5 protein-coding genes, 3 rRNA genes and 1 pseudogene are annotated in these 15,423 nt (G+C 40.7%); 3 read left to right on the forward strand and 6 right to left on the reverse strand.

Translation table 11 applies throughout. The annotated features are described in order from the left end of the window. The first annotated feature begins 453 nt into the window (after positions 1-453). Both DYI03_RS10125 and DYI03_RS10130 read left to right on the forward strand, forming a co-directional pair. Complete coding sequence (locus DYI03_RS10125; protein ID WP_147287679.1) at positions 454-2,937, forward strand: InlB B-repeat-containing protein; 2,484 nt, start codon at positions 454-456, stop codon at positions 2,935-2,937. A 968-nt stretch (positions 2,938-3,905) separates the two neighbouring features. Further along, positions 3,906-4,307: a DUF5053 domain-containing protein gene (locus DYI03_RS10130; protein ID WP_021669954.1), complete on the forward strand. Its 402-nt coding sequence runs from the start codon at positions 3,906-3,908 to the stop codon at positions 4,305-4,307. 55 nt (positions 4,308-4,362) lie between these two features. Here the strand turns inward: DYI03_RS10130 and DYI03_RS10135 are convergent, their stop codons facing one another. The 3 genes from DYI03_RS10135 to DYI03_RS10145 all read right to left on the reverse strand — a co-directional run bounded on the left by DYI03_RS10135 (position 4,363) and on the right by DYI03_RS10145 (position 7,652). Next, positions 4,363-5,586 (reverse strand): alpha/beta hydrolase family protein, encoded by a 1,224-nt coding sequence (locus DYI03_RS10135; protein ID WP_021669953.1) that lies wholly within the window; start codon positions 5,584-5,586, stop codon positions 4,363-4,365. A gap of 192 nt (positions 5,587-5,778) precedes the next feature. Continuing rightward, a complete protein-coding gene (locus DYI03_RS10140; RefSeq protein ID WP_021669951.1) occupies positions 5,779-7,284 on the reverse strand; it encodes a glutamine synthetase family protein in 1,506 nt (501 codons plus the stop codon). 62 nt (positions 7,285-7,346) lie between these two features. Next, the gene (locus DYI03_RS10145) at positions 7,347-7,652 is read right to left on the reverse strand and encodes a ParB N-terminal domain-containing protein (RefSeq protein WP_051263455.1); all 306 of its coding nucleotides are present in this window, start codon (positions 7,650-7,652) and stop codon (positions 7,347-7,349) included. 409 nt (positions 7,653-8,061) lie between these two features. On the opposite strand from DYI03_RS10145, the pseudogene DYI03_RS10150 reads away from it, so the two are divergent. Further along, a pseudogene (locus DYI03_RS10150) lies at positions 8,062-9,939 on the forward strand (IS1634 family transposase). Between the two features lie 146 nt (positions 9,940-10,085). Here DYI03_RS10150 and rrf read toward each other — a convergent pair. From rrf to DYI03_RS10165, 3 genes are all read right to left on the reverse strand, one after another. After that, a 5S ribosomal RNA gene (gene rrf / locus DYI03_RS10155) occupies positions 10,086-10,198 on the reverse strand. Between the two features lie 178 nt (positions 10,199-10,376). Continuing rightward, positions 10,377-13,282 (reverse strand): 23S ribosomal RNA (locus tag DYI03_RS10160). Positions 13,283-13,624: 342 nt separating this feature from the next. Beyond that, positions 13,625-15,155, reverse strand: a 16S ribosomal RNA gene (locus DYI03_RS10165). Together the 16S, 23S and 5S rRNA genes form the textbook arrangement of a ribosomal RNA operon. Positions 15,156-15,423: the final 268 nt, after the last annotated feature.

Raw genomic sequence — 15,423 nt, forward strand, 5'->3', positions numbered from 1 at the left:
AATATAACGCAGAACCTTACAATTTATTGCAAATAATAGATGATATTCAACAATAAAGGGCATTTGCATCGTGAAATAATCCAAGAAAAGAAAATATTTCCTAATAAAATTTGATGATTTATGGTTAAATTGTTGATGAAAGATGTATTATTATAAAACTAAAAGGAATGAATATATAATACATTCTAATACATTTTTTGTTATATTAAAATCATAAATAAAATAAAACTAAAATTTTTCTCTCAATTATTTTATTTATTTAATATATTTGTAAGGTTATTAAAATAGTTTCTGCAAGCAGAAGTAAATAACTATTCTTAGAAAAGCAACAAGGCAATCTATGTTGAAAAACTTATTTTTCATATATATAAACATTTTAAACTACAAAGTATGAAACAGGCTTTCTTAAACAAAATCTGCAAAGAACAGAGAGAAAATTGTAGCAAATTAAAAATGATGATGCTACTGGTAATGATTGCTGTATGCGCCATTGTGCCGAACAAAACTCAAGCACAAACTAATGCAACAATTAAAATGAAAACAGAAGCTCCTGTTGGAACAAAATTAAGACTTTATACGCAGCCTTTTAATGGGGCTACAGTTTCTGGAGGCGTACAAAAGACTGACTTTTATGGGGAATATGAAGTTATTGACCCTACAAAGGAAATCATCATCACGGGAGAATTAACGCAATTAGAATGCTATAAATGCCAGTTAAACGAACTGATAGCTGATGCGCCACAACTCCAAATCCTAAAATGTTACGAGAATAAACTAACCAATTTGGACATTAAAAAATGTACTGAATTGAACACATTAGATTGCCACGATAATCTTTTAATATCATTAGACGTCAGCTTAAATGGAAAATTAGAAAAACTTGTTGCAAATAAAAATAAACTAACAACGCTTACAACAGGTACAGCTAATACTGCGCTAACACGTTTAGAATGTGGAAATAATCAACTTGCAAGCCTTGATGTTAGCACTTGTACTGCTTTAGTTGATTTATACGCAGAACAAAATCAACTCACGACATTGGATTTAAGCAAAAATACTTCATTATGGTGGATTAAAATTCACAGCAACAAAATAGAAGGACAAGGTATGGATAATTTTATCAGCAAATTACCTAATCCAGCCCAAGCACCTCCAATGTTGTACATCATAAATACAAGAGACAACAATGAAGGCAATAAATGTTATGTTAAAGATGTAGAAGCTGCAAAGGGAAAAGGTTGGATAGTATGCGATTGGCTTGACGGAACTGATAATGGCAGTATGATTGGTAACACTTATAACGGATTGGATTATGTTCCTCAAGTAAGCAAGCACAACATTACCTTTACAACCAATAAACAAATTGGTGAAAAAATAACTTTAGATATTAAAGCGATTAATAATGCAGAGTTTTTAATTGAAGGAGTAGCCGAAAGTGGTCCTTTCTCAGGCAAACAAACCTTGACACTTACCAAGCAAACAGTTACTATAAAAGGTGATGTAGGCGAATTGACATGTAGTGGAAACCAAATTACAGAACTAAATTCTAATGAAGGTAACCCTATCACTTATTTAGATTGCTCAAATAATGAAATCAAAGCACTTATCTTGAAAAATCATAAAGCTTTATCACAATTACATTGTCAACAAAACAAATTGGAAACCCTTGATTTAACGGGTACCGATGGTTTGTTTAGAGTGAATTGTTACAGAAATGCACTGATTGGAAGCAAGATGACCGCAATGGTAAATTCTCTATATGACGGAAAAGCAAATGGCCCATACATTTATATTATTGACACGAAGGCACCTGCTGGAACAGAAAATAACATTGCATTGAAGAGCGATATTGAAATTGCAAAAGCAAAATCTTGGGCAATAAAAGATTATATTAATGGGGAAATGTACGGTATGGGAAAAACTTACGACGGTTCAGACCCAACTTACCTTTCTGTAACTATAGAATCAACAGCAAATGGGAAAGTAACTGTTGGCGAAAATATTGATTTAACGAAAGTGATATATGGAACAGAATTATTATTCAACACAATTCCTGATAATGGTTATGAACTTACTGAATTGAAAGCAAATGGCATAGACATCACTTCAACAAAAGCAATTGTAATTAAAGAGAATACTACTATAACTGCAAAATTTGAACAAGTAAAGAAAGGTGATACTTACTTCAAGATTTCACGTCCAGAAAAGGGATATGTAATGCTGAATATAGCATCAACAACTCCTGCAACCACCCCATTTATTGAAGGTGGAACATTGTCTGGCTGGAATGGACAAAGCCTTACACTCAATTTAACTGCAGAAACAACGACAATATACACCGAAATAACAAAGTTACAAGCACTTTATGCACAACTTTCGCATATTGACATTACGCATGAGCCAAATTTAGTGGAATTATTATGCGGACTAAATCAAATAAAAGAGATTGATTTAAGCAAAAACGGAGCCTTAAAAACCTTCAGTGGGGAAATGAATCAATTGGAAAGTATCGACTTTTCAGCATGTAAAGACTTGGAATATTTAAATTGTTACGGCAATAATATTAGTGGCGAAAACATGACAAACATGCTCAATAGCTTGCCTGACAGAAAAGGTCGTGCAACAGGAATGCTTATCATCGTTGATACAACATTGGGAAGTGAAAAGAATGATTGCAAAAAAGCACAAGTAGCTTTAGCACATAGCAAGAATTGGCAAGTGTATAACCTCAATGGCAATCCACAAGATATGAAATTATACGAAGGGTCTGACGCTGTTAATGACATACAAGACATTCAAAACGAAAAGACTATCGTTTCTACAAAATATTACAACCAATATGGAGTAGAAAGCAATGAGCCATTTAAGGGAATAAACATCATAAAAAATAAATATTCTGATGGTTCAGAAAGCATTAAAAAAGAAATAAGAAAATAAACGTAAGCTTTTTAAAAGCAGAATATAAAAGAAATAGCCCTGAAAGTCAAAAGCTTTCAGGGCTAAATGTTGCACAAAACAAAGCGGAGTCTGCCATTTAACCATGCCAACACATGTAGCAATGCCAGTTTATAGCATAAAGAAAAGCCTTAACTTGACCTATAATAATTCTAATTAACGCAAATGTTTATCATTGTTCTTAGATAAATTTTCACGACATAATTATTTTATTTTTGAAAGTAGCTGTTTTGAAGTTCAAAACCCATTGTTTTGCGCTCCAAAACAATGGGTTTTAATATTAGTAATAAAAAAACAAAAGGCTCAGTCCATCAAAAAAATATCGTTGATATCGTTGAGCAAAGATAATCATAGACAGCCGTATGCGAAAGGACAAAGTCTTTAAGGACTAACGGCGACTTATTAAAAGATAAATAATTATGCCTACAATGGGTGTAAAAACCATACATAAACCGATATAAATAAGACAAGACAGCCAGCACCAATCGTCGGCTTTAATAAAGAGGGGCATGGTTATAAGTGTTACTATTAATGAAAGAAATTCCCACATAAGCATTGTTTTTATTACGGAAGCAAAGATAAAAAATAAGTTTGAAACGTGCAAGTTTTTTATTTTTTTACTTTCTTGCTAAAACACTATACTTGATGAAGAAAAGAACTGAAAATAATAAGGGAAACATTTATACATAACGAAAAATTTATGTATCTTTGTAGTGTGATAATTAATAAGAGTATTAATAAAAAGGATTTATGGACGAACTTAGAGATGAGAATCTGAATCCTTGAAACCTTATTAAGGGTATACTGAAATTTCTGACAATTCAAACATCAGTTTTAGAAGCCAAGAAGAAACAATTGACAGATTTCTTAAGGAGCTTGACAAACTTTACAAGCAAAGAGAAAAGCAATCATCGCCCTCCCCTTTGTGGGAGGGCTTAAAAAAGAATAGTATGAATGAGGTAGATGTAAAGCTCAAAGAGTTGAAAGAGCTCATGAGCAAAGAAGATGAACAAAGCGAAGCACGAAGAATGGAAATAGCTTTGTGGATAAGGGAAAACAAAACAGAGGAAGTGGAAAAGGCTTTTCGTGCGTTCATGAACGAGGGCTTGACAGAGATAGAAATAGAGATAGAAGACATCAGACGACAATTTGATGATGAAGATTACAAACTTCTACCATTAGCCTATATAGCCAAACACTACTTTGGAAAAAGCCACGCATGGCTTTCACAGAGAATAAATGGTACAAAAGTGAGAGGACAGGTGTACACGCTCAATAACGAGCAAAAAGAAATATTTAATAAAGCTCTGCAAGATATATCGAAAAAAATCGGCTCCTTCCATATCTATTAAATGATACGGGAATAATTTCTTTTGCAAGCCACCTAATGGCCATTCACAAGCAGTTTTATAAGCTATTTATCCACGTGTAAATATCTTTTAAAACTTCTTCCGAGAAAGTTTCTTCTATCTTCATCGTCTTCATTGGGTTGCCCGTAGCATTGTGCTGAAACATGTGGCTCAAACCTGGATATACCTTTGTGATATTATGCTTTTTGGGAGATAAATTCTGTCTGAGAATAGGTACATTCATGCTCGCAGGCACATTCCTATCGACATCGCCATAAACTGACAATACAGGACAACTGATTTTGCTTATATAAGGTGTAATATCTAACTCGAAGAAATGGCGCAACCACACGTTATTATCCACTTTGAGAACTCGTTTTGCATCTGCCACCGACTGCACTACTTTTGTTGTTGCACCTTGCGAAGACGCTAAGCCGTTAATTTGCTCGACCATCATGGTATCAATACGGCAAGCTGGTCCTGCTAAGCTAACTATGAAATCTGTTTTGCGCTCGCTGGCTAACATATAAGCAATTGTCCCACCTTCGCTATGACCTAAAATGCCAACCTTGGAAAACATTTTCAAATTTCGGAGATAGGCTACCCCTGCTTGGGCGTCTGCTTTAAAATCGTCTGTTGTAGCATTTTCAAAAGTTCCATCGGAAACCCCCACTCCACGGTCGTCATAGCGCAACGATGCGATACCATTTCGAGCTAAACGGTCGGCAATTACTAAGAAAGGTTTATGCCCAAACAATTCCTCATCACGATTTTGCGGACCACTTCCCGTTACCATCAACACGACAGGAACACGCTTACCTTTATAATCCACAGGGAGAGTTAATGTTCCAAACAAAGTAATACCAGCCTCTTTATTGCTGAACATCACCTCCATAGTTTGGTATGGATAAGGCTTTGTTGGCTCTTGCGGACGATTATATTTCACCTCACCCCGTGCCATATTCAGCGAAGTTTTGAACATTCCTTGTCTGAATGTCCCCAAAATACTATCACCAACAACTTTACCTTGATAGTTCAACATCAAATTAGGAATTGTTACATGGATAGAGTCAGAAGTTAAATGAACTACCTCCATAGCTTGTCCTTCTGCACCTTGCTCAAGCACATCAAGCAAAACCTCTTTTTTCGCTTCATCTACATGCAATTGTAAGGTAAGCTCTTGCGCAGCAATCTTCAAAACGCCATGCCATGTAGCCGTGTTAGTTTGCGCAAATCCATTAATTGAACAAATTACCGCTAATATCGTAAATAGTTTTTTCATACGTTGCTTGTTTTAACTCGTTACAAAGATACAGAAAAATACCATTGAATTAAAAAATTCATCTATGAAATTGAAGGTTATAAGACAAAAAAAGCTGACTCCAAAGAATGGAATCAGCTTTAATTTTTCATTATTTTCGAAAGCATATAGGGCAAATATCTTTCAAGATAATTCCCTATTGTTACTATTCAATTAGCCGCAGTGGAAATATTTCTTTACCAATTCTGCAATAGCATCATCGTTTCCAGTTACTTCCTTGCGAGTATTCTTATCGTTGAAGCCACGAAGTTGAGCGATGATACCATCAATCATTGCTGGTGAGAACACACCGAATTCTTCATAAACACCACGTTGCTTCTCAAGACAATCAGCAGATGCAACGCATGAATCTGGCAATTGAGCCAATTTAGCGTAACGTTCTGCATTCTTTGAATCGTGAATATCGCCATCAGCAAATGTTGCGTCGGCTACTTCCAAAGCATTTTCCATTTGGAAACCATGACGACAAGCAACACAAAGTCCTGACAATAACTGATAAATGTCTGCAGAACCGTCTGGTGAACGCATTTCAACAGTTTGCTTCAATGTATAATCGCGGTCTTCATGTGGTTGCAAAGGATTTGCCTTGTGGCACATATCTTCGCCTGAAGTCCAACCCAATGGTACACGTACCAATACAGAGCGGTTGCTCATACCCCAACATACGTTGGTAGGAGCCTCTTGATGAGGAACCAAACGGAAATATGATGTAGGATTCTTGTTGCCAAAGGCAGTGATACTTGGTGCCAAATCCATCATACCAGCTATCATGTGGCGTGCTTCATCAGAAATCTTGCCTTCGTGCAACATCATGTTACGACCGTCTTTCATCATACGCATGTGGATATGCATACCAGAACCTGCTTTTCCAACAGTAATCTTAGGAGCAAATGTTATATCGAAACCTTCTTCATAGCCCAAGCTACGAATAATCCATTTAGCAACCATGATTTGGTCTGCACATTCGTTAGCAGGTACTGGCAAAAATTCGATTTCGTTTTGCTCATAGCAATTACCATCTTCAACGAAGTTACCAACTTCAGAGTGACCATACTTGATTTTACCACCACAAGACGCAATAAGCTTCATACAACGCATACGGAAGTCATTTACCTTAGCGTATGGTGAACTTTCGTGATAACCATGTTGGTCTTCAGCTGGGAATACTTCCTCGTCTGGTTGGATAACATAGTATTCCAATTCACCCATTGCATGATATTCCATACCTGTAACATCATTGAAAGCCTTCATAGCTTTAGTCAATGTATGCTCTGGTGATGATTCTAATGGATTACCATCTCTGTCAAAGAATGAACAAAGCATACAAAGTGTAGGAATCTCCTCAAAAGGATTAATAAAAGCTGTTGCAAAACGTGGCAAGACATATAAGTCACTGCTTGAAGCTGCAATAAAGCTAAAGAGAGAAGAACCATCTACACGTTCACCACTGGTAAGAATTGTTTCCAAATACTCACGTGAATGCAACATGAAATTAAGAGTCTTCAATCTTCCGTCTCCAGCAGGATACATGAAGTTTAACATTTCAATGCCAAGCTTATCAACAACTTGAACAATGTCTTCCTTGGTAAACTCTCTGGCATCTTTGCCTAATAAAGCCTCGAGTTTATTAGCTGAGTGTTCGAATGATACACATTCCATAGTTTTAAATATTTAAGACGTTAATAATAATATGCTTACAAAAGTAAGCAATTCATTTGTTATCACCAATTATTTTCTGGAATATTTTGACGAATACGGCATAAATATAGTTTATAATCATTTTCATTTGTGTCGGGGTTGTATTTTTGTAGTTCGTCCATAACTGAAATACGTTGGTGTCCGCTTACTATGGTTAGCCCTGTTTGTTTATTAACCACGATACCACCAACAAGACCGAATTTCTTAATACCACGTTTGAGAGTTTTCTTTTCCTCGTCAGTGATTGTTCGGGGATTATATTCACCCAAGTGCAGGGCGGAACGTTTAAGTTCTACCGACTGACTTGTCATATATTTTGACAATTCCATATTTCTAACGCTTTATATTTTGAATATTCAACTTTTCTTTTTATCTTTGCAAATGGTTGATGGTCGCATCGGTAGCGAGTGGCGTTAATAGCGGCAATATTGCAAGGTTCGACTCCTTCGCCAACCATTAGGGGCTTATGCCCCTATTTTACTTTTCTGTATTGTTTACTTTTCATATTATTTTTAAGAAAACATTTAAGGCAGGTGCTGAAAAGCCTACAAAGGTTATTTCAGCACCTGCCTTAACCCAAGTTTAACGGGCATAATTATTTTTCATAAATTTTCAGTGTGTTTTGAGGGTTTCAGGTTTGCTAAGTACTTAATAATCAGCCGTAGCGTTTTCTGAATACGGACTAAATCTGATTTGTAGGACACCAGCATATCAATTTTTTTTTGTTACTTTGCACCTATGCACGCAAATGTACAGACACGTTTTAATCCGGCAACTGGTGAAAAGGCTCTTTATTATAGACTAAAAGAGTCGTATCGTGACGTGGCTGGACACGTACATTCGCTCATCTTGCTCAATATTGGTTTTGAACCTTCTCTCACAGCCTTGCAGGTGAGAAGGATTGCTTTTGCACTTACAGAGCGTTTTAAGAACAGAGGAACTAATTCTTTATTTGGCAAGCATTTGGAGGGGCTTACTGAACTGGAACAGGCTAAGGCGGATGAGTGGTGGCAACGGATGAAAGAGGAAGGTGGAATTGATAGATTCGATAAGAAGGAACAGAAGGCAAGAAAGGAGTCTGAACGTTATATCGATCTTGCTACGGCAGAACATACTGACGCAAGGAATGTTGGTGCAGAATGGCTCTGTAAGCAGACCATTGATAAGCTGGGGCTAGAAGAGTTCCTGCGTGACCAAGGATGGAGCAACCATTCTATCCACACCGCACTCTCTGCGCTCATCATCCGAACTGTGTATGCCGTATCTGAACGTTCCTCGTATTATTATCTCAGGGATAATTCGGCTGCCGCCGAACTTTACACTGGTTTGCAAGACTGGACTCCGGGTATCAATGCCCTGTACAAGGTAACGGACAAACTCTATGAACTCAAAGAGAAGATAGAACGTCACTTGTGCAATGTAACAGATAACCTTTTTAATATAGATAACAAGCTGATGCTCTTTGACTTGACAAACTTCTACTTTGAGGGTAGTAAGCGTGAAAACAAGAAGGCACAGTTTGGTAGGTCAAAAGAGAAGCGATCAGATTGTAAACTTCTCGTCCTGGCTCTGTGTATCAATAAGGAGGGCTTCATACGCTATTCTTCTATCCTGGAAGGCAATACGGCTGACCCTAAATCACTGCCTGATATGATAGATACGCTGGCAGACAGGAATCCTGTACAAAAAGAAAAATCGCTTATTGTGATGGATGCAGGTATTGCAACCGGAGAGAATCTAAATCTTATTAAGGCAAAGGGTTACAACTATCTCTGCGTATCCCGCACCAAGCTGAAAGATTACACGCTCAGTGAGGACCACAAGAGCGTGATGGTAAAAGACGCCCGAAAGCAAACAATAACGCTCAACAAGGTACACACCGAAGGTGAGGACTACTATCTTGAGATAACCTCTCCATCTAAGGCTATGACCGAATCGTCAATGAACAAACTTTGGCGTGAAAGGTTTGAGACAGAACTGAAGAAGATAAATGATGGTATTGCAAAGAAAGGTGGAACGAAACTCTACGAGAAGGTTGTAGAGCGTACGGGACGAGCCATATAGAAATATCCTTCTATCGCAAGATACTATGCGATAAACTACATTAGAAACGAAGAAAAACCAAAGGAAATGCTACGTGTAGACTGGAAGCTCAAAGACCTCTCAGCCATCGAGTCCGGACACGGCGTATACTTCCTACGGACCAATGTAGAAACACTCGATGAGCGTACCACATGGGACTATTACAACCTCATACGGGAAATCGAATGTACCAACAGGCAGTTGAAGACCGACCTGAACCTCCGTCCTATATACCATCAGACCGATGACCGGAGCGATGCGCATCTTTTCTTCGGTCTGCTTGCCTACTGGGTGGTAAATACCATCCGCTGCCAGTTGAAGCGAGAAGGCGAATCCTGCTATTGGACCGAAATCGTGCGGAGGATGAGCACCCAGAAACTTGTAACCACGGAAGGTAGGAACCCGTTAGGAGACATCGTACAGATGCGACAATACAGCAATCCCTCAAAGCAGGCAACTGCTATATATGATAAATTAAAACTGAAATATGCACCATTCAGAAAAATAAAAATTTGTAGGACACAGAGTCCATAGCCAAAACTGAAAAAGTATAATAATAGCAAGTTTCTACGATGATAGGTGTTAAACTTGGGTTAAGAAAAAAAGGATGCATAGTAAAACTTTGAACTATACCAACAAAAAAAGCCCCGACTACTTATTGTAATCGAGGCTTTAATGAAAAAAGGCAGCTACCTACTCTCCCACATTGCATTGCAGTACCATCGGCGCAATTGGGCTTAACTTCTCTGTTCGAAATGGGAAGAGGTGGAACCCCAACGCAATAACCACCTGATTAAATCGGCAAGAATAAATCTAATAAATTATAATTATCAAATCTATCTCGTATAGGTGACAATTTCCACAAGCAATAACTTTATCAGTAAATCTAAATCTTTAGCTTTTATGATTTACAAATTCTTTACTATATGAATCAGATTCCTAATTCGATACAACTAAAAGTATAATCCAACGAATGAAAGTTTTGGGCAATTAGTAGTGCTCGGCTTTGACATCGCTGTCTTTACACCTACACCCTATCAACGTCATAGTCTATGACGACCCTTATAAGGAGTTCTAATCTTGCGGAAGGCTTCGCACTTAGATGCTTTCAGCGCTTATCCATACCAGACTCAGATACCCGGCGGTGCACCTGGCGGCACAACCGGTAAACCGGAGGTCTGTCCACCACGGTCCTCTCGTACTAGTGGCGGCACCACGCAAAACTCCAACGCCCACGATAGATAGAGACCGAACTGTCTCACGACGTTCTGAACCCAGCTCGCGTGCCACTTTAATGGGCGAACAGCCCAACCCTTGGGACCTTCTCCAGCCCCAGGATGTGACGAGCCGACATCGAGGTGCCAAACCACCCCGTCGATATGAGCTCTTGGGGGGATCAGCCTGTTATCCCCGGAGTACCTTTTATCCTTTGAGCGATGCAGTTTCCATACACTTGCACCGGATCACTATGCCCCAGTTTCCTGCCTGCTCGGCATGTCTGCCTCCCAGTCAAGCACCCTTATGCCATTGCACTCTATAAGGTCGGTTACCAATCGACCTGAGGGTACCTTTGGAAGCCTCCGTTACGCTTTTGGAGGCGACCACCCCAGTCAAACTACCCACCAAACAATGTCCTCACTTAAAGCGAGTTAGACCTCAGACAGCCAAAGGGCCGTATTTCAAGGATGGCTCCACAGATACTGGCGTACCCGCTTCAAAGCCTCCGGCCTATCCTACACATCGGATGACCAAGGTCAATGCTAAGCTGTAGTAAAGGTTCACGGGGTCTTTTCGTCCCATCGCGGGTAATCGGCATCTTCACCGATACTACAATTTCACTGAGCTCATGGTTGAGACAGCGTCCAGATCATTACACCATTCGTGCAGGTCGGAACTTACCCGACAAGGAATTTCGCTACCTTAGGACCGTTATAGTTACGGCCGCCGTTTACTGGGGCTTCAATTCAAACCTTCGGGATAACCCTAAGCTCTCCTCTTAACCTTCCAGCACCGGGCAGGTGTCAGGCTGTATACATCATCTCTCGAGTTAGCACAGCCCTGTGTTTTTGTTAAACAGTTGCCTGGACCGATTCTCTGCGCCTCCTTAAACTAATAAGGAGGACCCCTTATCCCGAAGTTACGGGGTCAATTTGCCTAGTTCCTTAACCATGAATCTCTCAACGCCTTAGTATGTTCTACCCGACTACGTGTGTCCGTTTGCGGTACGGGTTGCATAAACATAATCGTAGCGGATTTTCTAGGAAGTATGATTACCTGTACTATCAACAGTTTCCGAAGAAACTATTGTACTATAAATCTTCAGCTCAAGGTGTGGATTTGCCTGCACCTATCAATGCCTAAAATCGTTAACGCCCATTTCCGTCAGGGCGCGACAGTGTCACTACTCCGTCTCCACGTAGATGAATATGCAAGTCACGGAATATTAACCGTGTCTGCCATCGCTATCGCCATTCGGCTGAAACTTAGGACCCGACTAACCCCGGGCTGATTGGCATAGCCCGGGAAACCTTAGTCTTACGGCGAGGGGGAATCTTACCCCCTTTATCGTTACTTATACCTACATTTGCGTTTCTATACGCTCCAGGATCAATCACCATCACCATTCAACGCATATAGAATGCTCCCCTACCGATACTTTTTTTAATACTATCCCGCGCCTTCGGTATCTGACTTCATACCCGATTATTATCCATGCCCGGACCCTCGACTAGTGAGCTGTTACGCACTCTTTGAATGAATGGCTGCTTCCAAGCCAACATCCTAGCTGTCACGGGGACCAGACTTCGTTAGACTAACTTAGACAGAATTTGGGGACCTTAGACGACGGTCAGGATTCTTCTCCTCTCGGGGACGGACCTTAGCACCCGCCCCCTTACTGCACAACTACTAACCAATAGCATTCGGAGTTCGTCAGGTCTCGATAGGCGGTGAAGCCCTCTTGACCTATCGGTCGCTCTACCTCTAATGGTAAACATTGCACGCGGCACCTAAATGCCTTTCGGGGAGTACGAGCTATCTCCAAGTTTGATTGGCCTTTCACTCCTACACTCAACTCATCGGGAAGCTTTTCAACGCTTATCCGTGCGGTCCTCCATTCCGTGTTACCGGAACTTCAACCTGGTCAAGTGTAGATCACTTGGTTTCGCGTCTACCCCATCCAACTAAACGCCCTATTCAGGCTCGCTTTCACTACGGATACAAGGCTTAACCTCTTAACCTTGCTGGACATGGTAACTCGTAGGTTCATTATGCAAAAGGCACGCCGTCACATAAACAATATGCTCCGACCGCTTGTAGGCGTATGGTTTCAGGAACTATTTCACTCTCCTAATAGGAGTGCTTTTCACCTTTCCCTCACGGTACTGGTTCACTATCGGTCTCACGGGAGTATTTAGCCTTACCGGATGGTCCCGGCTGATTCACGCAGAATTACTCGTGCTCCGCGCTACTCAGGATACCACTACGCCTTAATTGGTTTCGAATACGGGACTATCACCCTCTATGGAAATCCTTTCCAGAAATTTCTTCTCACCGCATAAGTACGATAGCGTGGTCCTACAACCCCTATGGCGCATTGCTACGTCATAGGTTTGGGCTGTTCCCCGTTCGCTCGCCACTACTAGGGGAATCATTAAATTATTTTCTCTTCCTACAGGTACTAAGATGTTTCAGTTCCCTGCGTTCGCCTCCTAACCTAAATGCTAGGATAACACTCCTTCAAAGTGCTGGGTTGTCCCATTCGGAAATCCTTGGATAAAAGGTTATTTGCACCTACCCAAGGCTTATCGCAGCTTATCACGTCCTTCATCGCCTCCGTGAGCCTAGGCATCCGCCATACGCCCTTAATTACTTTCTATTCGCTGCTTCAACAAAAATATAAATATTCTCATCAAAGCATAGCTCATACTTTTAGCTGTATATTGAAATCGTAAAAGTTAAATTACAAAAAATCGTAATTACTGTTTTAGTTTACTTTACAGTCTTGCTTGTGTCAATATGTCAAAGAACTCTATGCAAACATTATAAAATGTTTTGCAAAAGGGAAGATGATGGACTTGAACCATTTTCAAGTAGGCCTTAAACCTTATCTTCTAATTATATAAAGAACATATTCAGAGTGGGTAGTAAAGAGAGAAACAAAACTTATCAAAAGTATGATGTCTTATCTCATAACTTCCAAGGTATCTATCCTCTCCAGAAAGGAGGTGTTCCAGCCGCACCTTCCGGTACGGCTACCTTGTTACGACTTAGCCCCAATTACCAGTTTTGCCCTAGGTCGCTCCTTGCGGTTACGAACTTCAGGCACCCCCGGCTTTCATGGCTTGACGGGCGGTGTGTACAAGGCCCGGGAACGTATTCACCGCGCCATGGCTGATGCGCGATTACTAGCGAATCCAGCTTCGTGAGGTCGGGTTGCAGACCTCAGTCCGAACTGGGACCGGCTTTAAAGATTAGATTACATTTACATGAAACCAACATTCTGTACCGGCCATTGTAACACGTGTGTAGCCCCGGACGTAAGGGCCGTGCTGATTTGACGTCATCCCCACCTTCCTCACACCTTACGGTGGCAGTATCCTCAGAGTGCCCAGCATTACCTGATGGCAACTAAGGAAAGGGGTTGCGCTCGTTATGGCACTTAAGCCGACACCTCACGGCACGAGCTGACGACAACCATGCAGCACCTTCATAGGAGTCCCGAAGGACCTCAACATCTCTGTATCGTGCTCCTACAATTCAAGCCCGGGTAAGGTTCCTCGCGTATCATCGAATTAAACCACATGTTCCTCCGCTTGTGCGGGCCCCCGTCAATTCCTTTGAGTTTCACCGTTGCCGGCGTACTCCCCAGGTGGGATGCTTAATGCTTTCGCTTAGCCGCTAACACCAGATGCTAACAGCGGGCATCCATCGTTTACTGTGCGGACTACCAGGGTATCTAATCCTGTTCGATACCCGCACCTTCGAGCTTAAGCGTCAGTAACACTCCCGTAAGCTGCCTTCGCAATCGGAGTTCTTCATGATATCTAAGCATTTCACCGCTACACCATGAATTCCGCCTACGTTGTGTGTACTCAAGTCAGCCAGTTCGCGCTGCAAGTCAGATGTTGAGCATCTACATTTCACAACACGCTTAACCAACCGCCTACACTCCCTTTAAACCCAATAAATCCGGATAACGCCTGGACCTTCCGTATTACCGCGGCTGCTGGCACGGAATTAGCCGGTCCTTATTCGAATGGTACATGCAAAACATTACACGTAATGTCGATTATTCCCAAACAAAAGCAGTTTACAACCCATAGGGCCGTCATCCTGCACGCTACTTGGCTGGTTCAGACTCTCGTCCATTGACCAATATTCCTCACTGCTGCCTCCCGTAGGAGTTTGGACCGTGTCTCAGTTCCAATGTGGGGGACCTTCCTCTCAGAACCCCTACTGATCGTGGCCTTGGTGAGCCGTTACCTCACCAACAAGCTAATCAGACGCATCCCCATCCTATACCGATAAATCTTTAATTCAAATCAGATGTCATCAATGAATATCATTGGGTATTAGTCCGTCTTTCAACGGGTTATCCCCAAGTAAAGGGCAGGTTGGATACGCGTTACTCACCCGTGCGCCGGTCGACGTCCAAAGTGTGCAAGCACTCTTTGCCGTTTCCCCTCGACTTGCATGTGTTAAGCCTATAGCTAGCGTTCATCCTGAGCCAGGATCAAACTCTCCATTGTAAAATCTCTTTATAGAAAGTATTTCTAAACAATTAAAATAATCGCTAAGAAATAAATTTGTATCTCTGCTCGGGATAAATATCCTTATATTGAAAGTATCAAGTTTAAAACACCACTTTAAGATTTATAAAAATCCTAAGAATTGATAGGTTCGTTTCTATTACCCATCTACCACATTAATTAAAACGCAGCAGATGACTCTTGTACTACTTCTCTGTCTATGTAAATCTTTTCAAAGAACGCTTTCTTTTACGGCGGTAAACTCTTG

Origin of the sequence: Prevotella disiens (assembly GCF_900454955.1) — a bacterium.
Lineage (GTDB): Bacteria > Bacteroidota > Bacteroidia > Bacteroidales > Bacteroidaceae > Prevotella > Prevotella disiens.

Bases quoted from the DNA above. Each gene is read 5' to 3' on its own strand.
- DYI03_RS10125 (WP_147287679.1), top strand. From the start codon at position 454: ATGATGATGCTACTGGTAATGATTGCTGTATGCGCCATTGTGCCGAAC.
- DYI03_RS10135 (WP_021669953.1), bottom strand. From the start codon at position 5,586: ATGAAAAAACTATTTACGATATTAGCGGTAATTTGTTCAATTAATGGA.
- DYI03_RS10140 (WP_021669951.1), bottom strand. From the start codon at position 7,284: ATGGAATGTGTATCATTCGAACACTCAGCTAATAAACTCGAGGCTTTA.
- DYI03_RS10145 (WP_051263455.1), bottom strand. From the start codon at position 7,652: ATGGAATTGTCAAAATATATGACAAGTCAGTCGGTAGAACTTAAACGT.
- DYI03_RS10130 (WP_021669954.1), top strand. From the start codon at position 3,906: ATGAATGAGGTAGATGTAAAGCTCAAAGAGTTGAAAGAGCTCATGAGC.